Source organism: Granulicella mallensis MP5ACTX8, assembly GCF_000178955.2.
GTDB classification, from domain to species: Bacteria; Acidobacteriota; Terriglobia; order Terriglobales; family Acidobacteriaceae; genus Granulicella; species Granulicella mallensis.
In genome coordinates, this window is sequence record NC_016631.1 from 852,197 (window position 1) to 870,876 (window position 18,680).

18 protein-coding genes are annotated in these 18,680 nt (G+C 58.8%); 10 read left to right on the forward strand and 8 right to left on the reverse strand.

What is annotated here, in order from left to right; translation table 11 throughout:
- The first annotated feature begins 282 nt into the window (after window positions 1–282).
- The gene (locus ACIX8_RS03665) at window positions 283–879 is read left to right on the forward strand and encodes a hypothetical protein (protein ID WP_150110477.1); all 597 of its coding nucleotides are present in this window, start codon (window positions 283–285) and stop codon (window positions 877–879) included.
- Here ACIX8_RS03665 and larB read toward each other — a convergent pair.
- The 3 genes from larB to ACIX8_RS03680 form a co-directional block, all read right to left on the reverse strand.
- Entirely contained in the window at window positions 876–1,634 is a 759-nt protein-coding gene (gene larB, locus ACIX8_RS03670) for a nickel pincer cofactor biosynthesis protein LarB (RefSeq protein WP_014263974.1), read from the reverse strand. The genes ACIX8_RS03665 and larB overlap by 4 nt on opposite strands.
- On the reverse strand, window positions 1,624–2,478 hold the full coding sequence (larE, locus tag ACIX8_RS03675) for an ATP-dependent sacrificial sulfur transferase LarE (RefSeq protein ID WP_014263975.1): 855 nt from the start codon (window positions 2,476–2,478) through the stop codon (window positions 1,624–1,626). Before larE ends, larB begins: the two co-directional genes overlap by 11 nt.
- A 207-nt stretch (window positions 2,479–2,685) precedes the next feature.
- Window positions 2,686–4,035: a lactate racemase domain-containing protein gene (locus ACIX8_RS03680; protein ID WP_014263976.1), complete on the reverse strand. Its 1,350-nt coding sequence runs from the start codon at window positions 4,033–4,035 to the stop codon at window positions 2,686–2,688.
- Window positions 4,036–4,387: 352 nt separating this feature from the next.
- On the opposite strand from ACIX8_RS03680, the gene ACIX8_RS03685 reads away from it, so the two are divergent.
- The 5 genes from ACIX8_RS03685 (at window position 4,388) to ACIX8_RS03705 (ending at window position 8,715) form a co-directional block, all read left to right on the forward strand.
- On the forward strand, window positions 4,388–4,957 hold the full coding sequence (locus ACIX8_RS03685; RefSeq protein WP_014263977.1) for a helix-turn-helix domain-containing protein: 570 nt from the start codon (window positions 4,388–4,390) through the stop codon (window positions 4,955–4,957).
- Window positions 4,958–4,968: 11 nt separating this feature from the next.
- Window positions 4,969–5,598 carry a hypothetical protein gene (locus ACIX8_RS03690; RefSeq protein ID WP_014263978.1) on the forward strand — a complete coding sequence of 210 codons (630 nt, stop codon included), beginning with the start codon at window positions 4,969–4,971 and terminating at the stop codon, window positions 5,596–5,598.
- A gap of 81 nt (window positions 5,599–5,679) precedes the next feature.
- A complete protein-coding gene (locus ACIX8_RS03695; protein ID WP_014263979.1) occupies window positions 5,680–7,131 on the forward strand; it encodes a flotillin family protein in 1,452 nt (483 codons plus the stop codon).
- A 203-nt stretch (window positions 7,132–7,334) separates the two neighbouring features.
- Window positions 7,335–8,030 carry a PspA/IM30 family protein gene (locus ACIX8_RS03700; RefSeq protein ID WP_014263980.1) on the forward strand — a complete coding sequence of 232 codons (696 nt, stop codon included), beginning with the start codon at window positions 7,335–7,337 and terminating at the stop codon, window positions 8,028–8,030.
- 130 nt (window positions 8,031–8,160) lie between these two features.
- The gene (locus ACIX8_RS03705) at window positions 8,161–8,715 is read left to right on the forward strand and encodes a hypothetical protein (RefSeq protein ID WP_014263981.1); all 555 of its coding nucleotides are present in this window, start codon (window positions 8,161–8,163) and stop codon (window positions 8,713–8,715) included.
- A 34-nt stretch (window positions 8,716–8,749) separates the two neighbouring features.
- Here ACIX8_RS03705 and ACIX8_RS03710 read toward each other — a convergent pair whose 3' ends face one another.
- Complete coding sequence (locus ACIX8_RS03710; RefSeq protein WP_014263982.1) at window positions 8,750–9,541, reverse strand: hypothetical protein; 792 nt, start codon at window positions 9,539–9,541, stop codon at window positions 8,750–8,752.
- A 381-nt stretch (window positions 9,542–9,922) separates the two neighbouring features.
- On the reverse strand, window positions 9,923–10,675 hold the full coding sequence (locus ACIX8_RS03715; RefSeq protein WP_044177712.1) for an SDR family NAD(P)-dependent oxidoreductase: 753 nt from the start codon (window positions 10,673–10,675) through the stop codon (window positions 9,923–9,925).
- 16 nt (window positions 10,676–10,691) lie between these two features.
- Here ACIX8_RS03715 and ACIX8_RS03720 point away from each other — a divergent pair, with 16 nt between their 5' ends.
- The gene (locus ACIX8_RS03720; protein WP_052310561.1) at window positions 10,692–11,360 is read left to right on the forward strand and encodes a TetR/AcrR family transcriptional regulator; all 669 of its coding nucleotides are present in this window, start codon (window positions 10,692–10,694) and stop codon (window positions 11,358–11,360) included.
- Between the two features lie 331 nt (window positions 11,361–11,691).
- Here the strand turns inward: ACIX8_RS03720 and ACIX8_RS03725 are convergent, their stop codons facing one another.
- From ACIX8_RS03725 to ACIX8_RS03735, 3 genes are read right to left on the reverse strand one after another with little or no spacing between them, the layout of a single operon-like run.
- Window positions 11,692–12,474: a LytR/AlgR family response regulator transcription factor gene (locus tag ACIX8_RS03725; protein ID WP_014263985.1), complete on the reverse strand. Its 783-nt coding sequence runs from the start codon at window positions 12,472–12,474 to the stop codon at window positions 11,692–11,694.
- Window positions 12,471–13,583, reverse strand: coding sequence for a sensor histidine kinase (locus tag ACIX8_RS24325; RefSeq protein ID WP_014263986.1), 1,113 nt, complete (start codon window positions 13,581–13,583; stop codon window positions 12,471–12,473). The genes ACIX8_RS03725 and ACIX8_RS24325 overlap by 4 nt, the downstream gene beginning before the upstream one ends.
- Before the next feature lie 7 nt (window positions 13,584–13,590).
- Window positions 13,591–14,571 carry a tetratricopeptide repeat protein gene (locus ACIX8_RS03735; RefSeq protein ID WP_044176105.1) on the reverse strand — a complete coding sequence of 327 codons (981 nt, stop codon included), beginning with the start codon at window positions 14,569–14,571 and terminating at the stop codon, window positions 13,591–13,593.
- Between the two features lie 390 nt (window positions 14,572–14,961).
- Between ACIX8_RS03735 and ACIX8_RS03740 the strand changes: the two genes are divergently transcribed.
- From ACIX8_RS03740 to ACIX8_RS03750, 3 genes are all read left to right on the forward strand, one after another.
- Entirely contained in the window at window positions 14,962–15,744 is a 783-nt protein-coding gene (locus ACIX8_RS03740) for a HipA family kinase (RefSeq protein WP_014263989.1), read from the forward strand.
- On the forward strand, window positions 15,722–16,111 hold the full coding sequence (locus ACIX8_RS03745; protein WP_014263990.1) for a DUF3037 domain-containing protein: 390 nt from the start codon (window positions 15,722–15,724) through the stop codon (window positions 16,109–16,111). Before ACIX8_RS03740 ends, ACIX8_RS03745 begins: the two co-directional genes overlap by 23 nt.
- Before the next feature lie 335 nt (window positions 16,112–16,446).
- The gene (locus tag ACIX8_RS03750; RefSeq protein ID WP_014263991.1) at window positions 16,447–18,375 is read left to right on the forward strand and encodes an NHL repeat-containing protein; all 1,929 of its coding nucleotides are present in this window, start codon (window positions 16,447–16,449) and stop codon (window positions 18,373–18,375) included.
- Window positions 18,376–18,680 lie beyond the last annotated feature (305 nt).

Below are 18,680 nucleotides of genomic sequence, written 5' to 3' on the forward strand. Positions count from 1 at the left end.
TCTTACGCTGTCAGGGCCCTTCACGCTTTTCTCGCAGACGGTAGTTGTTCCTGCGACCCAGCCCACACTCTCCCGACACTATGAACCAGGCGAACGCCTTGTCTACAGAATGCACGGCATCAACGAAGGCCATTCCTCCACCCGCCGGTACGATGCTCTCGCAACGGGACTCGTCATAAGGGCGCCTCGGGGAATTTCGTTGAGCAGTTTCACTGGTCGGACGTACATAGCAACGGCGAGGCCTTCACCCTCGCCCCCGAAAGCCAGCAGCTTCAACAGACTGTGTCCCTCGATCCGGGCCACCGTCTCGCCATGCCCAGTCTCGCAACGGTGCAGCCGGCACTCATCGGTCCTATCGCCGACCTGCTCACGTTCTACGCCGATGTCCAGCTTGCGATGCGGCAAAAAAGCCTCATCCATGCGGGCGATCATGTCTTCGTCAAACGCAGCATCCCCAACTCCTGGGCGTACGGCACTCATGTTCTGCTCGGTCAGGACGTCATCGACTTCGACATCACGTTGCAGTCGGTCGATGAGGCCACGCACACGGCCATGCTGATCGTGCGCCACGTTCCCCCTGCGGAGCTTCAGCTCAAGTTGCCCGCCACGTGGATGCTCAAGCCTGTCGGCTCTACGCCGAACAACTGGGTGCAGGTGGAAAAGACCGGGGAGGGGAAGTACATTGCCGGCATCGGCCACGAGACCTTTGAAGCCGACATCAAGATCTCGCTGCCGTCGGGCTGTATTCTCTCTGCCACCATGGACAATCCGGTAGATGTCCTGGAGCGGACGTGCGACGACGCCGACCTGGCAACCTGCGGTGAACCCGCGAGCTATCGTATCCGGCGCCAGATCAGCCTGGATGCTCAGCCGAATTAGCGCGAACTGCGTGGCCCGCGAGCAATCAACGTCGCCACATACCCCGCACCAAATCCATTGTCGATATTGACCACCGTGATATTCGGCGAGCAGGCATTCAGCATCCCCAGCAGAGCCGCGACGCCTTCAAACGCCGCCCCATAGCCGACACTGGTCGGCACGGCAATCACCGGTGCTTCCACCAGTCCGCCGACGACGCTCGGCAACGCGCCCTCCATGCCCGCGCAGCAGACGATGACATCGGCCACCCGCAGCTTGTCGAGCTGCGCCAGCAGACGCTGCAATCCAGCCACGCCCACATCGGTAATGCGTGTCACCTCTGCGCCGAAGATCTCTGCCGTCACCGCGGCTTCTTCCGCAACCGGCAGATCGCTGGTGCCTGCGCAGATGACGGTGACGCGCCCCTGCACCGGCGGAGCGTTCTGAGCCAGCGTAATGCAGCGTGCGAGTTCGTGGTGCTGCGCCGTAGGCACGGTTTCTTGGACGGCAGTGAAGTGCTCCTGCGAAGCCCGAGTGGCGAGCACGCTCACGCCGCTCGCCGCGAGCTTCACGAAGATGGCTGCGACCTGCTCCGGCGTCTTGCCGGCGGCAAAGACGACCTCCGGCATTCCCGAGCGCAGCGACCGATGATGATCGAGCTTGGCGAAGCCAAGGTCCTCAAAGGGCAGCGAGGCCAGCCTGTCGGCGACCTTTTCAGGAGTGGTTTTATTGGCTTCGAGCTGTCGCAACAGCTCGAGCACGGCCTCACGACGCATGGCTGGAACGCGCTCCCATCAGCATCTCCACAGGCAGCAGGGCATTCATCGAACCGGAGCGATATCCCTGTGTATCGAGCGTGACATAGGTGAATCCGGCCGCGCGAACCGCTGCGGTGATGCTGTCCAGTGTCGCTAGCGTCAGCCCTTGCGCAAGCGTGCCGCGATCCAGCTCGACGCGCGCCAATTCGCCATGATGCCGCACGCGCACGTGCAAAAAGCCGAGCTCGTGCAGCGCATCTTCGGCCTGCTCGACCTGCAGCAGCGCCTCGCGGCTTACGGGCCGGCCATACTCCAGGCGCGACGACAGGCACGCCGACGCGGGCTTGTCCCAGACGCTCAGATTCGCGGCCTGCGCCAGGGCACGAATCGCCTGCTTGCCCAGTCCCGCTTCGGCCAGGGGAGCAGCCGCATGGTGCTGTTCTGCGGCCTTCTGGCCGGGACGAAAGTCGCCGCTGTCATCGGTATTGCGGCCATAGGCGATGGTGGCAAAGCCCAGCTCGGCGCGTAGCGCTTCCATGGCGTCGAACAACTCGTCCTTGCAGTGGAAGCAGCGCTGGCCATCGTTACGCACGTAGTCGGCTCGCTCCATCTCGTTTGTCTGCAGGATGTGCAGCGGAATCGTATGGGCCTCGGCAAAGGCAATGGCGGCGGCGAGCTCCTTGCGTGGCAGGCTGGGCGAGTCGGAGATGACGGCAAGCATGTTCGGGCCGAGAACCTCGTACGCCTCCCACGCGAGATAGGCCGAGTCGACGCCGCCGGAGTACGCCACCATCAGCCGCTCATGCTGCGCGAGGATGCTGCGGAGACGGTGGCGTTCTTCGTCCTGTAAGGATTTATTCATGGTGGTCTCTATAGCGGTCGCTCTCGTTTCGCCTTTGTTCTTGCTGTTGCCCTTGCCTTTCTTGTTGTCATTCCCGAAGGGAATCTGCTTCCTGCCGGATCACCGCAATGCTAAGCCCCGCTTTCGTCCAGGACGACCGCGCCGCATCGGGCAAACAGCAGATTCCCTCCGGGAATGACAACAAGAAAAGCAAATACAACAACCTTTCTACTGCGCCGCCTTCTCCGCCTCGGCCAACTGCTCCGGGCTGCTCAAATCACGGCGATGCGGATCATTCAGCTTATCCTTCGTCGCCCAAAGTCCCGCCGATGGCGTCGAGATGTAGAACACCTCTTCTCCATCCGGCATCGTGTTCCAGCCTTCCTTCATGGTCGCCGGGTTGTAGCGAGCCTGCATCTCGGCGAGATCGGCATAGTTATACCCGACTTGCTCGATCTCCGCCTTCGTCAGGTGGCCCGGGGCATAGGTAATGGTGAAGCGGCCTTCGCTGGAGCCGTGGATGAGATGCGCCACGCCATGCGGAATGGCCTGCATATCGGCCTCGGTCTTGTAGAGTGCCAGCGTGTAGGGCGTGCCCTTGTAGCCATACTTGCGGATCAGCGCGTCGACTTCGGGTTGTTCTCCAAAGCGTTCGACACCCGGTGCGAGGATGAGCAACTCACCCCCATCGGCGATGGCCATGCGCGTGCGGTAGACGGCCTTGTTCGCCACCCAGGTCGCGCGGAACTCGTCAGCCTGCATCACGGCGACGACCTTCTTGATCGGCTTGTCGAAGACCGTGATGTTCTGCTCGCGGCTGCGGCGCGCGGCCTGCAGGTAGGTCTCGAGATCGTCGCCGACGAAGAGCCCGCTCGTCACCAGCTTGTTCTCCTTGTCGCGCTGCATCACGATCTGGATGTAGCAGTCCGGCACATGCTTCATGTACTTCTCTTCGGCATAGTTGAAGCACGCGCGCAGCGGTGTCACCAGGCAGCCGAGGTTGTTCTCGATGCCATACACTGCGGCCGCAATGTGCGAGGCGCAGATCGTATCCTTGCCCGCAACGCCGATGAAGTAGTTCTTGTTGTGGTTCGCAAAGCCCAGCACTTCGTGCGGAACGACATGCCCGACGTTGATGACCAGGTCCCACTGCTCGGTCATGAGCTTGGTATTCAGGTCGATCGGGATGTCCCAGTCGGCAGCACCACCGGTGGTTGCGTCTACATATTTTCCCGGCACCACGCCGACGTGCGTGCAGCCATTGCGCCAGTCGTGCGCGAAGATGCGCTCGTGCGGAATCGAGCCGAACATCCACTTGTTCTCAGCCTCGGTGTGCGGCACGTGCTGTCCCAGCGTCGGGATGACCTCCACGTGCGCTCCCGCCGCATCCAGCTCGCGATAGAGCAGCTCGGTAATATGGCCCGCGCCGGAGTGCGCACGCGTGAGATCAGGCGGCAGCAGCAGGACCCGCTTGAGGTTGCCGTTGATACGGGTGCGGGCTTCGGCGAGCAGGCGGGTGCAGGCTTCGGCGATCTGCTGCTGCGAGAGGGCGTCTTCTTCGATAGTGAACCAGGGCACGGCGGGAACTCCTAGGGGTCGTTACGATCTTACGGTCTTTCAATCTGCGTCTCCGACTCTACCGAACGCTCTTACAAGAAGGCAAATTTGTAAGACAGCATAGCGAAAGAAAGGCGGCATGTCCCTGGAGCACGCTGACCGGTTTTTGCAGTTGATTGTTTTTCGCCGTCGTCCTGAGCCAACGGCGAAGGACCCCCGCATTGGGTACCACCACGGACGCTGGTACCACCCCACTCTGGGACTTTCAGCCTGCCCACGACCATTCGACTCGCAATCGAATGAGCTTAGGTCTTGACTTTTATCGCAATTAGCAATATAAATATTGCAATCCGCAATACACGGAGAGCAAGAAATGAAACTGTGCGACAAAATCCGGTACCTGCGCGAGGTTGAAGGCAGTCTGCGCGGTCTGGGCCGCGCGATGACCCAGGGCGAACTGGTCAAGGCCATCGCGGCGGAGATGGAAGAGTCGATCAGCCAGAGCTATCTCTCGCAGATCGAGAGCGGCGCCCGCCCGCACCTCACTAATACCTCGCGGCTGCTGCTGGCGAAGTTCTTCAAGGTACATCCCGGCTACCTGGTCGATGACCCCGAGGGCTATCACGCCGAACTGCTCAGCGACCTGCGCGGCCTGGAGGACAAGCTCGACCTCTGGCTGATCGGCGGCGCGGAGCGTTTTCGCCGCGACCCCGAACTGCGCCGAGCCTTGTTGGCGGTAGCACGGCACGAGGATTCGCGCGGCTGCCTGCTGCTGCTCGAAAGCGTGCTGGAGACGCCATCGCTGGCGGAGCGCTTGCTGGAGCTGCTGCGGCCTGTGCCGAAGCTGGCAACGCGGCCGCTGGCCCTGGTAGAACCAGCCGCGGAGAGCGCAAGTGTAAGTAAGCGTGTCATGAAGAAGAAGTCCGGGCCCAGTACGAAGTAAGGAGAGGGACGATGACAGCAGCATGGGATTGGAATGCGATTTACCTGACGTGTTTCGGCGTAGGGCTGGTACTGAGCTTCATCGCCTTCTTCGCCGGCGGCATGCACCTTCACATAGGGCACTTTCACTTTGGCGGACACCTTGGAGTGAAGGGCCACACCGGCGGCGGCTCACTCTCACCGATCAACGGGTTCACCCTGATGGCCTTCCTCTGCTGGTTTGGCGGCACGGGATACCTGCTGCACGGTGCGAACCTCTTCGGCGTCACGCTGGTGCTGCTGTTATCGGCAGTCAGCGGTCTCGTGGGAGCGGCGGTGGTCTTCTGGTTTCTCGTCGGAGTGCTGATGCCGCATGAGCGCACGCTGGAGCCCGCCGATACGGAGATGACCGGAGTTATCGGTCGCCTGAGTGGAGCGGTTTCCGCGCACGGGGTTGGCGAGATTCTGTACTCGCAGAACGGCTCGCGGCGCAGTGCCGCGGTGCGGTCGGACGACGGAATCGCCATCGAGCGTGGAGCCGAGGTAATCGTGATGCGCTACGCACGCGGCATTGCCTACGTGCGGCGATGGGATGAGTTTGAACACGGCTTGTTGGCCGAGATGCCGGGCCGTGGCCTTGAGAAAGAAAGCAAGGAGCAGTAACCCGGACTGCGCGAAACAGTGCAGCCGGTCGGGCCATAAAAAGTAGGACCTTATTGAATTTGATTTTCAGAGAGGCAGGAGATGGAAAACCATTACATAGTTGTCGGTGGGTTAATCGTTCTTGGAACCCTTGTGCTGATGGGCTTGATGGCGAAGATGTTTCGCAAAGCCGGCCCCAATGAAGCAGTCATCCGTTACGGCTTTCGCGGACCGAAGGTCATCAAGGGCCACGGCGCGCTGATCTTTCCGGTGGTGGAGCACTCGCGAATGCTGTCGCTGGAGCTGATGAGCTTCGACGTAGCCCCGTCGCAGGATCTCTACACCAAGCAGGGCGTTGCCGTAACCGTTGAAGCCGTCGCGCAGATCAAGGTGCGTTCGGACAACGAGTCGATCATGACGGCGGCGGAGCAGTTTCTCTCCAAGACGCCCGCAGAGCGCGAGGGCTTGATTCGTCTCGTGATGGAAGGCCACCTGCGTGGCATCATCGGTCAGCTCACGGTCGAGCAGATCGTGAAGGAGCCGGAGATGGTGGGTGAGCGTATGCGCGCCACCTGCGCCGAGGATATGAGCAAGATGGGGCTCGAAGTCGTGAGCTTCACCATCAAGGAGGTGCGCGATAAGAACGAGTACATCACCAACATGGGTCGTCCTGATATTGCGCGTATCAAGCGCGATGCCGAGATCGCCATGGCCGAAGCGGAGCGCGACACCGCGATCCGCCGCGCAATCGCTCTAAGGGAAGCTGCGGTCGCCAAGGCTGCCGCCGACCAGGAGCGAGTGCTCGCCGAGACGATGTCGCTGGGCAAACAGGCCGAGGCGCAGCGCGACCTCGACATCCAGAAGGCAACGTTCACCGAGCAGTCCCGCCGGCAGGAGGCGCAGGCTGACAAGGCGTATGAGCTGCAGACCAACGTGATGCAGCAGAAGGTCATCGCCGAGCAGGTGAAGGTGCAGCAGATCGAGAAGGAAGCGCAGGTCAAGGTACAGGAGGCCGAGATCCTGCGTAACGAGAAGGAACTCATCGCGACTGTCCTCAAGAAGTCGGAGATCGAGGCGCAGCGCATTGGCAACATGGCGAATGCCGAAAAGGCACGCATCGTCGCTGAGGCGGAAGGCAAGGCTCAGGCCATCCGTACCCAGGGTGAGGCGGAGGCTTCGATCATCTTCCAGAAGGGCGAGGCGGAAGCCAAGGCCATGAACATCAAGGCTGAGGCCTACCAGGAGTGGTCGCAGGCCGCGGTCGTCGACAAACTCATCACGAACATGGCGGATGTCGTTCGCGCCATGAGCGAGCCTCTGAGCAAGGTGGACAAGATCACCATCGTGTCCACCGGCGACGGCAAAAACGTCGGAGCGCACAAGCTCACCGGCGAGATGACCGAGATCGCAGCGCAGGTACCCGCGCTCTTCGAGGCTCTCAGCGGCATGAAGATGAGCGACCTGATGGGGAACATCAAGCAGATGACGCAGCGCCCGAACGGCGGTACGTCCGATGTTCCACCCACGATCGAAGGGGACCGCAAGAGTGAATAACCGGCACGGCGCGCGAGACAAACGTCTCGCGCGCCGTCGCTTATACAAGTTGTTTTGAAGGGTACGGCCTTTAGGCCGTACGTAGATAGCTACACTCTGCGGCGCGGCTTTAGCCGCTGAGGGAATGACGCAAGCACGCCACGGATTTACGGCGGGACCACAACTCCCGCGCTTTCAAAGCAAAGAAGAAAAGGAGAACCGTCATGGCACTATCGCTAATGGAAAGAGTAGCAACGCTGCTACGCGCAAACGTGAACGATCTGATCGACCGCGCCGAAGACCCCGAAAAGATGTTGAAGCAACTGGCTCTCGATATGGAGAACCAGTTACTGCAACTGAAGACGCAGGTAGCAATTGCGATCGCCGACAAACACCTGCTCGAAAAGAAGAGCAAGGAACAGTCGCAAACTGCCGAGGACTGGCGTTTAAAGGCGGAGCTGGCGGTGACCAAGGGCAAGGACGATCTGGCCCGTGCCGCACTCGACCGTGCCCTGACGCACGAGAAGATGGCCGGGGACCTCCTGCACCAGGTCGAAGAGCAGACCGAAGAGGTCGAAGGGATGCGCATGACGTACAACAAGCTGCAAGGCAAGTTGAAAGAGACGCAGGCCCACTGTGTGTTGCTGATCGCGCAGCATCGCCGCGCGCAGATGGCGGGCAAGGCGATTACGGCGCGTGAGGCAGCGGAGCAGGTGGCTGTAAGCCTCGGTCGCGGCCCGGCGCTTGACCGCGTCAAAGCCCGCATCCAGAGCGCCGAAGCGCATAACTACGCCGGCAAACAGATGCTCGAAGACGACACGCTGGAAGACGACTTCGCGAAGCTGGAACGCGACGAGAAGGTCGAACGGCTGTTGGGCGAGTTGAAAGAGAAGCAAGCCCACATGCTGGAGGCCGGCTGAGCCTTTTGGGTGGTTTGCCTGGAGGGCTGTACGCGCGATTCATTCACGGCAGCATGATGAGTCGCGCGTACAGAGATAGCTGTCATGATGCCTGCAAAGAACCTTTACAAATGGACCATGGGGAATTGATATGGATTTTCCCGGTAACAGTATCGAGTTGCATGGAATCGCTCTACTTGCGCTGATCGCGGTATTGTTTCAAGGATATTCCGCAAAGCCTTTCAGTGTTAGGCACGATGGAATGGTGCCCGTGCATGCGGCCTCGCGGAAGGGTTCTCAGCCGGAGGATTCATTCCTGGGACCGGAATATCCACGGTTCAAGCAAGGTATCTGGCTGGTGCAGATAACGGATGGCTCCGGGAACAAACTGGGGTCAAAAGAAGAGGAGTTTTGCGGCTCACTGGAATATGGAAATCTTTTCCCTCACGTTGCGCAAAAGTCTAAAAAGCAGGGGCTCATGGACCCGGAAGGTGGGCTCTTTCAACGCTCCCGAAGCCTGGGAAGCGGAAAATTCCTGGTGGAATTCAAAGATAATTCCTTCGAGGGGAACTCAAGGCTGGAGCGGCATACCGTTACAGCCGACAGCGGAACAGCGTTTACAGACGCCGCAGTGATGCTGCTTGATCAAGGGCACAAGAGCAAATTGTTTGCCGAAGCCAGTTGGCAAAGGCGTTGCTCCCAATAAAGTCCGTCCTTTAGTCGGGCTTCATTGGGACCCGTTACTTCTGAACGGTGCAATCGACAAGGCGCATCTTGAAGGTCGCTACATTCGCAACAACGAACGTGAGCGAATCTGGAAGCTGGAAGGATTCGACTGGCTGAAACGTGGCTGACATCGTTACATGGGTTGCAGGCCCATCGGCGGACCCCTGGTAGGTGCCGTCGAGTTTTGTCAGAAGCAGGCCTTTGGCGGAAGGCGTGTAGGTTGTATCCAACTCTCCGTTGATTTTTGCTGATGTGGTCGAAAGGTGATGGATAACGAGTTTTTTATCCAGGGTCAGTTCATCGATAGCTTTACTGGCGCCGTCGACGATCACATAGCCTGTGGCCGTGGCTTTTACGGACGATGGGGTCAGGGTAATCAACGTACCGTTGAGGCTTGGCATCCAGGATTGAAAGAACCCGTCAAGCGTCTGTTTCAATCCGTTGACTAACTGATTGGCGTTCTGTTCGCGATCTTTAGGAGGTGTGCCTGCACTTACCCAGGAGATATTCGGATGACTGCCCAGGTCTGAAGTAACAGACAGATGGGAGCCCTGGAGATACTGCACCATCGGATCGTCTGCGGGCGGTGTCTTCCCATTGATCGAAGTAAAAAGTGCGTCCCAATCTACACTTGCGTTGCAGGAAAAACCTTTGAGTCCCGCTGCACGCAGGTTGTAGTACTGCGACCTGGCGGTGGTCAGAAGCTGGGTCTGCTCCTTTTGCGGGACGTTCTGTGCCTCCAGGCTGGGGGAACAGGCTGCGATGAAGGTGGCAATAAGCAGAACGACGCGCGGGTAGAGTGACATGACAAAACTATAACCGCAGCCCTTGTCGTGTGTGCGCGGAAGGGTCGTTCTGATGGATATAGCCACCGAAGAGGGTCGACCCGATCTTTAGGGCCAAAGGCCCGTCTCATACCCGTCTGGGGCAAAGCGAACCTGGGACAGCACACGATAGCGTGTTGGTTCGGGAAGCGTCGCCCCAGGTTAGGTGCAGGAGGAGAAGTTGAGGGCTGTAAGCCCGACTCATCTTCTGTGCAGGGCATGATGAATCGGGCTTACAGCCCTCTAATCTCGAATTGGTCCTGTACCTGGGGCTACGCTTGCAGCGAGCTAAAAACCGCTCGCTGCTGCGCTCCACCCCAGGCTGGTATGAAACGGGCCTTTGGCCCTAAAGATCAAGACACTCTAGACCTGCGCAAACCCTCCGTCGGCCTGGATGTCAGCTCCGTTGATATAGCTGGCCGCGTCGGACGCCAGGAAAGCCACAACCTCTCCCATCTCTTCCGCCTCGCCCGCGCGGCCTAGCGGAACCGCGCCGACGACGTTCGTCATATAGGCTTCCTTGACCTTGGGATCGACGAAGGTTTGCTGCAGCAAAGGAGTCAGGATCGGTCCCGGGGAGAAGACATTGACGCGGATGCGGCGGGCTTTGAGTTCGTTCGCCCAGGTCCGTGCAAAGCTGCGGATCGCGGCCTTGGTCGCGGAATAAACCGTGCGCTGGGGAATGCCCTTCACGGCCGTCGCGGACGATGTCAGGATGATCGACGCGCCGTCGGTCAGCAGCGGCAGGGCCTGCTGCACGGTGAAGATGACGCCCTTGAAGTTAATGGCCAGTTGGTAGTCGATCGCTTCTTCCGTGATCGAGCCGAGGGGTTCTCTCGTCTGAACGCCGGCGTTCGCGACCAGGATGTCGATCTTGCCCTTCGACGCGCGAACCGCTTCGTAAACCCGATCGAGGTCGGCTGGTTTGGACACGTCGGCTTGCACAGCCGTCACGTCGCCACCGATCTCGGCAACTGCCGCGTCCAGGATGGACTGGCGACGGCCCACGATGAAGACAGATGCTCCTTCTGCAGCAAGCCGCTTTGCGGATGCCAGTCCGATCCCTTCACCACCACCCGTAACCACAGCTACTTTGCCCTGTAGAGAACTATTCATATAGATCACTCCAATAATGATGATGGTCATCATTGATATGTTGACATTAACAATGATGACCGTCATCATTGTCAAGCGGGCAATTTGTTTTTCACGCGGAGCAGATCACATGCGTTTGACCGGCGAACAAGCCAAACAAAATCGGCAGCTCATCCTTGAAACCGCATCGCGGATGTTTAAGCTGCATGGCATGGAAGATGTCAGCGTCGCTGACATCATGAAGCAGTCTGGCTTTACCCACGGCGGTTTCTATAACCACTTCAATTCCAAAGAGGAGCTTGCGGCTGAAGCGGTTGCGTGTGCCTTCGAAAACTCCGCGCAAAGATTGTCGGAAAAGTTTGCCTCAGCCGGAAGTCCGCGGAAGGGCTTTGAGAAAGTGATCGCGGAATACCTCAGTCCGGCGTATCGCGATTCATCTACTGGAGGATGTCCGGCAGCGGCGCTGCCAGCCGATGCTGCCCGCAATGGCAAAGAGGTTCAAACGGCTTTCGCCGACGGAATTGAATCCTATCTTGATATATTCGCCGCCGGGATGGACGGAAACAAACAAGAGGCACGGCAACAAGCCGTAGCGTTGCTGAGTAGCCTGGTGGGCTCATTGATGTTGTCCCGGGCCGTGAAGAAAAGCAATCCGAAGCTTTCCGACGAATTGCTCAGCTCCGCGCGGAAGCAGCTCTGTAAATAGAGCACTTTGGCGAACGCTAGCGGCGGTTCCAAAGGAACGTGTTACCCCAAGCAAACTAAGCCCCGAAGGGGCGCCCTATCATAGCCCAGGGTGAAACCCTGGGTTCCGAAGCAAAAATGAAGATAAGCCCTGAAAGGGCGTCCTATCGATGCCCGACGAGATAGGACGCCCTTTCAGGGCTATGTCTCCCGTTCGGCATCGTTCCCCAGGGTTTCACCCTTGACGCAGAGCGCGATGCGAATGTTTGTGGCGCGCTTTGCGTCCTCACCCTGGGCTATGATAGGGCGCCCCTTCGGGGCTCAACTCTGGGCTTGATTTGCTGGGTACCCATTCAAAGACTTCGCGCAGTGCCCGTAGTCAATAAATTCTCCCACCCGGCCTTGCTCATCTTGAGCCTTTGTCCGTCTGTCAGCACAACCCACAGATCCGCGCGACCCTCGCGCAGAATCTCCTTCACCCGATCGATGTTCACAATCGTCGATCGATGCACGCGAACAAAGCGAGCAGGGTCGAGCGAATCCACGAGCTGCTTGACGGTCTGGCGCAGCATGTAAGTCTTAGTTCCGAGATGCAGGCGCGAGTAATAGTCGGCGGCTTCGATCCAGTCGATGTCCGCTACCTGGACGATCGTCTCGCGGGCACCGTTCGGAACAAGAAGGCGTTTCACGTAAGGTTCGGCCGGCGCCTCTCCACGTTGCAGGCTGGAGGCGATAGCCTGCATCTGTTCCTGCGTGATCAAGGCGGCTTTGGAAGCAATGCGTTCGCGCACATGCTCCAGCGCTGATTGGAGGCGTTGTAGTTCCACCGGCTTGGTCAGGTAATCGAGGGCATGGACCTCAAAGGCGCGCACGGCGTACTCATTGTGTGCGGTGACGAAGACAGTCGGCGGCATCCGCGCAACGCCAATCTGTTCCACTACTTCAAAGCCGGTATTGCCGGGCATCTGGATATCCAGAAAGAGCAGATCGACCGGTTCGGACTTGAGCAGTGAGACAAGCTCTCGGCCATTGCGGCACTCGCCTGCTACCTCGATCGAAGTCTCTCCCGCGAGCATGGCCTTGAGCCGATCCCGGGCGAGTGGCTCATCGTCGGCGATGACGGTTCTAAGTCTCATACCGCCAGCTCATAGGGAATCTTGATGGAGACCTCGAAGCCGCCCTCTGCAAGGGCGTTTGCGCTCATGGCGTAATCGTCGCGATAGAAATGAGTAAGCCGGTCACGCGTATTCCTGAGCCCGATTCCATGCCCGGGTTTTGTCGGCGCGTTGCTGCCGGGGCCATTGTCACGGATACGGAGTTGCAGGTGCCGTCCCTCGCGTCTTGCCGAGGCCTCGACTACGCCATCGCTTTCGCAGTGAGCGATGCCGTGGCGGATAGCATTCTCTACCAACGGTTGCAGGAGAAAGCAGGGAACCAGTCCTCTTAGCGCGTCGGGCTCAATGCGCACGTCTACGCGAAGCCTGTCGGCGAAGCGCACCTGTTCGATGGCGAGATAGCTTTCGATCATCTGCAACTCTTTGCCGAGGGTCACCTTCTCCGGGCTGTTACTGGCGAGCGTGGTGCGCAGAAGAGTGTTCAAACTTCCAAGCGTTTCCAGGGCCTCGTCCTTGCGATCGAACTCAACCAGCGCGGTTACGGTGTTCAGCGTATTGAAGAGGAAGTGAGGATCGATCTGCATCTGGAGCGCGCGCAGGTGTGCCGTAGATAACTGCTTCTCCAGTTCGATAGAACGTACGTTGTCTTCCTGGGACTTCAGATAGAGATGAACGGCAAGGCAGGCTCCCAGGATGAAGCCGTAGAGCAGAAGCTCCAGGCTGAAATGTCCCAGGTTGAGATACTGCAGCTCGGCATAGCCTGCCTGGTACAAGCCGGGCCATGTACGGAGACACCAGGCGATGGTCTCCTGCAGCAGGTAAGAATGCACGACACTGACAGTTACGCCGAGTACAAGATGAAGGAGGAGTAAGCGCCAGGAGAGGAACGAGGCCTTCGGCCAACGCCTCAATCCGATCCACAGGCAGTAAGCCACCACGCCCCACCAGCTCCAGAGAACCAGGCCATACGCAAGCGAGGGGAGAAGAGGCGCTACTGCATGGGAGGCCACGACGGCTGAATGACACTCCGCCGCCGCCGCAAGGGCCAATAACGAGGAAACGCACGCGATCAGGGTGAAGGCGTGAACATGGCCTTCGCCGGTGTTGGAAGATTTGAGGTATCTCAGCATGACAACCTCATCGCAGCGTCTCGACGTCTCCGATTCCGCCGGTCTGCCGCAGGGAATCTACGCTGATAGTACAGCCGGAGCATTGCCTTTGGATCGCCCTTTCTCCCTCGGCTCTGTACTGTGCGGCCTCGGTATGCCGTCCCACCTGGTCCAGGACGCGAGCGTAGACCACCTCTGCGATCAGGTATCGAGAATCCTTCCGCCCAGCTGTGCGGTCGAGCAGATGAACTCCCTGCCACAGGGCCTGCAGGGCTTCTGCCCTCCTTCCTGCCTTGGCATAGGCATCGCCCAGCATGACATAGCCCCAACCACTCATCGGCGTCTCCTCTCCGTGACGGTTCCGAAACAGATCGAGCGATTGCCGATAGTCAGCAATGGCCGTGTCAGTATCCTGCCGTTGAAGCGCGAGCCGGCCCTGGGCGAGAAGAATATAAGAACGGTCATCGTCATCGAGATCGGCGGTCAGTCGCGACTCAGCTTCTACCTGTAACAGGTACCGTTCCGCACCTTTGGCATCTCCCTGATCCAGAGACAGATCGGAGAGTCCTACAAGGGCTCTCGTAATAGCAGCATGGTCCTGACTTTTCTTGAAAAGTTGCAGGCTCTGAAGCTGCAGATTTCTAGCGAACGTAAACTCACCCATCTCCCGATAGAGAGCCCCTGAAGTCTCGAGAACCAGGGCATAGTCCTTGGTAGCGAGAGGATCGTCTTTGAGAATCGATATTGCTTTCTCATAAGCACTTTGCGCAGGCAGATACTGCCCCTCCGCCTTGTACGCGAAACCTAATAAGATCCATGCTTTCCCTCGATCTGCACCCTGGAGGGTGTTGGATCGAACAATAGGTTTCACGATGTCGATGACAGAGGCGCTGTCACCTCGTCGCATGGCGGTGAAGGCTTCATCGAACTGCTCATGCAGAGTTTTCTGTGCCGCAAGAGGAGACCCGATGAAAAGAACGATCCAGAGGGTTAGGCCGAGACACTTCATATCTCTACACTGATCGTCGGCAGAGGGGGAGGACAGCGGTTTGCTGTCAACCGTGCGGCTTTTGCAGGGAAGGTTCGTTTTCGTGCAGGTAGCGTCTGTGGCACTGTCGTTGCTTTTGTTTTTCTGGTTGTCATTCCGAGTGCAGCGAGGAACCTGCTGTCTCCCGCTCTTTGTGTTGCCCAAAACATAGAGGCCAAGGCCGAAATGTTATTGTTTGTGCCAAAACATAACGTCCGTGGCGAAGCTGGCGAAAAACGGGAGACAGCAGGTTCACTCCCCTTCGGCTTCGCTCAGGGTCGGAATGACAACCAGAAAAGCAAAGGCAAAAGCAAAAGCAAAGGCAAAGGCAAGAACAGGTAGATGCTTCATCACGCGAGATAGACTAGGCCCATGCTTCGAAGCGTCAACGGCATACGGTATGTAACTCCTCTGCGAGAGGGCGGATCGCTGCCTGCCATCGTGGAGGCGGACGACGGCAGAATGTACGTCGTCAAATTTCGCGGCGCGGGGCAGGGAGCTCTGGCGCTGGTGGCTGAGTTGATCTCAGGAGAGATCGCTCGCCTGCTGGGCCTGCGCGTTCCGGAGATTGTCTTCGTACAGATCGATTTTGCGCTGGGAAGGAATGAGCCGGATGCAGAGATTCGCGATCTGCTGAAGGCTTCTGTCGGTCAGAACATTGGTCTTGAATATCTGCCTGGAGCAACGACCTTCGATCCGGCGGCGGGCGATGAAGCCTCCTCATCGATAGCTTCTCTGTGTGTCTGGCTCGATGCCTTTGTATTGAACGTAGATCGCACCGCCCGCAACGCGAACCTCCTGCTGTCGGAGGGGACGTTGTGGTTGATCGATCATGGAGCCTCGCTGTACTTTCATCACAACTGGCCGACCGCGAAGGAAAAGGCTGTCTCAAGGTTTGAGCCGATTCGCGAACACATTCTTCTGCGCTGGGCCGGAGACATCGCGGCTGCTTCCCATACGGCGCACGCGAGCCTGACGGAGACAAAGCTGAACGAGATTCTGCGGCTTCTTCCCGACGAGTGGCTGATCCTGGAGAGCGATGAGGTTACTCCCTCGCAACGGCGCGAGGCGTATCGCGACTTTTTGCTTCGGCGGCTGGAAGCATCGAATATCTTTGAACAGGAGATGATCCATGCCCGTTCCCAACTCGTTTAATTACGCGACAGTGCGCGTGGTTCCCCGCGTCGACCGGGACGAGTTCGTGAATGCGGGGGTGATCGTCTACTCCTCGGAGCAGAACTTTCTCGGTGCGCGCATCGAGGTCAATGAGGCGCGTCTTCGTGCGTTGTGGCCTGCGTTGGATGTGAGCATGGTGGAGCGGCACCTGCAGGCGATCTGCCGTATCTGTGTGGGCGATCCTGCGGCCGGGCCGATTGCGCGCCTGTCGAAGAAGGAACGCTTCTACTGGCTGACAGCGCCGCGTAGCGCGGTGATTCAGATCTCGCCTGTACGCACAGGGCTTTCGTCCGATCCGGAGAGCCTGCTGAATCGGCTGGCGCAGGAGCTTGTAGCGACAGTCTGAGGTTCGTTCACGTGCGTTAATCGCGCAAAATAAAGCCTCTCTCGATGATCCTTTGCAGGTGGCTACCGAGCCCTTTCCTGTCCTTGCTGCAGGTTTTGCGGACCGCATGTCGTCCCCTTTCAAGGACTGGTAAAAATCTCGGTTTTTCACTCCATCTTTACGTCTATTTATCCCATTCTTCCGTCTATGGTCGCATGTTGATTTTTAAGCTCTGCGCATCGCGCGGATTTTGGGAAACAACTTCCATTGCGATTCTTCGGGCCCCAGTGGCAACAACGTAAGTGGATTGTTTGCCTCCCTTCCATGAGATTCATTCACCCTGAGGAGTTTTTAGAATGAAATCCATCATTTCTCGTCTACGTGTCGGTGTGGGTCTTCTCACACTGAGTGGCGCTGTATTTACATTGAGCGGATGCTCGGCCAACTTTGGCGGGTCTACCGGCGCTGCCGATCAGGTTAGTATGCAATCGATCTCGGGTATCGTGCACGGTGGCCAGCAAGGCCTTGTCGGCGCGCAGGTCTTTCTGTACGCGGTCGGTACCGGTGGTTATGGCTCAGCCTCTACCCTGGTGGCGGGTCCGGTTACCACCGACTCGTCAGGCAACTTCAGCTTCAGCAGCGGATTCAACTGCACGGCAGGCCAGCAGCTCTATCTTTACGCCCTGGGCGGCGATCCGGAGCTGGGTCAGGGAGGCACTGCCAGCGGCAACAATCCGGGAGCCGGACTTCTGGCCGTGGCAGGGCACTGCACCGGCGGCACAGGCATCACGAACTCCCAGGGGGCCACGATCGGTGCGATCTTCATGGATGAGGTCAGCACGATTGCCACGGCTTATTCTCTGGCGGCTTATGCCACCGATGCGACACACATCGGCAGGTCCGGCACGGCGCTGGCCGCCACGAACCTCAGCAATGCCATCGACACCTCCTTCAATCTGGTAAATCCAGCCGCGGGCACAGCGCTGTCGGCGCCGCTGAGTGGTAACGGCACGGTTCCGACCACGGAGATCAATACTCTGGCGGACATGCTGGCGTCCTGCATCAACTCGACCGGGGGACCATGCAGCTCTCTCTTCGCCAATGCCATGAATGGCAGCGTGGCTCCTACCGATACGGCAACGGCAGCGATCAATATCGCGCACAACCCGATCGCCAATATCAGCCCACTGCTGAACCTCACGAACAACGCAAGCCCCTTCCAGCCCATTCTTACCACTGCCACCAGCTTCACCCTGGCGGTCAACTACACCGGTGGTGGCCTTGCGAATCCAGTCGGTATCGCTGTGGACGCCACCGGCAATATCTGGCTGGCCAATCAATCCAATGGGACGACGCCCAGGTTAAGCGAGTTCAATCACATCGGGGTTCCTGTCAGTGCCACTGGTTTCACCGGTGGCGGTCTTGCCCTGTCGCAGAACGTCGCCATCGATCCTTCCGGCAATGTCTGGGTTTCCAATACCGAGCCTGACCTCTCGATCAATAACTTGAGCAAGTTCACCCCAGCGGGAACGCCGATCTCCGGTGCGAATGGTTTTACCGGCGGCGGGCTGGTTAATCCGATCGGTCTCGCTATCACCCCCAATGGCAATGCCTGGACCGCGAACGACGGCAGCGGCCCGAGCGAGTTCAACGGTGCTACGGGGGCGGCGATCTCTCCTGCGAGTGGGTTCCCGCTCGGCGGCGTCGTTGAATCGGTGGGCATCGCTATTGACCCCGGTGGGGATGTCTGGATCGCCGGCATCGGTTCGAACGTTGTGAGCAGGCTCAACGGTTCTACGGGTGCTTTGCTCTCTCCCGCCGGCGGTTTTACCGGTGGAGGTCTGGATGCCCCATGGGGTCTTGCCTTCGACACCTCCAGCAACATCTGGGTCGCCAACCACGCTGGCAACAGCTTGAGCAAATTCAATGGTCCTACGGGGGCGGCGCTCACCGGTACGGAAGGTATCGTCGGCGGGGGGCTTAGCGCTCCAGAGCAGCTTGCCATCGATGGTTCTGAGAATCTCTGGACCGCTAATACCGCGAGCGGTGTCAATTCGGTGACCGAGCTCAACTCCGCGGGGACGCCCCTCTCCCCTCCCGCAGGTTTTACTGGCGGCCCTCTGAAGGGCCCGACTAATCTCGCTCTCGATGGTTCCGGCAATGTCTGGGTTGCAAGTGACGGAGGAAATACCCTGACGGAGTTTATTGGGGCTGCCACTCCTGTGGTTACACCGCTGGTTGCGAATTTCCTCACTGGGACGAAGACAGCCGGCCAGAAGCCGTAAACCACTTACTGCCTCCGCAGCTCTTGCGGGTGCAATTACCTTCGCCCGCCACGGAGAAACTCCGTGGCGGGCGTTTTGATTGGGCTCTCGTAGCCTGCGTCCTAAGGAGTGTCTAAAAGCTTGCAGAGGGTTTGAAGGGCATGGCCTTTACCCAGCGGAAAAAGTCCGTATTTTGATCCTTAGTGCCAAGGGCCCGTTTCATCCCAGCCTGGGGCAAAGCAAACCCGAGCCAACACGCTATCGCGTGGTGACTCGGGGAGCGACGCCCCAGGTTAGGCGCAAGAGTAGAAGTTAAGGGCTGTAAG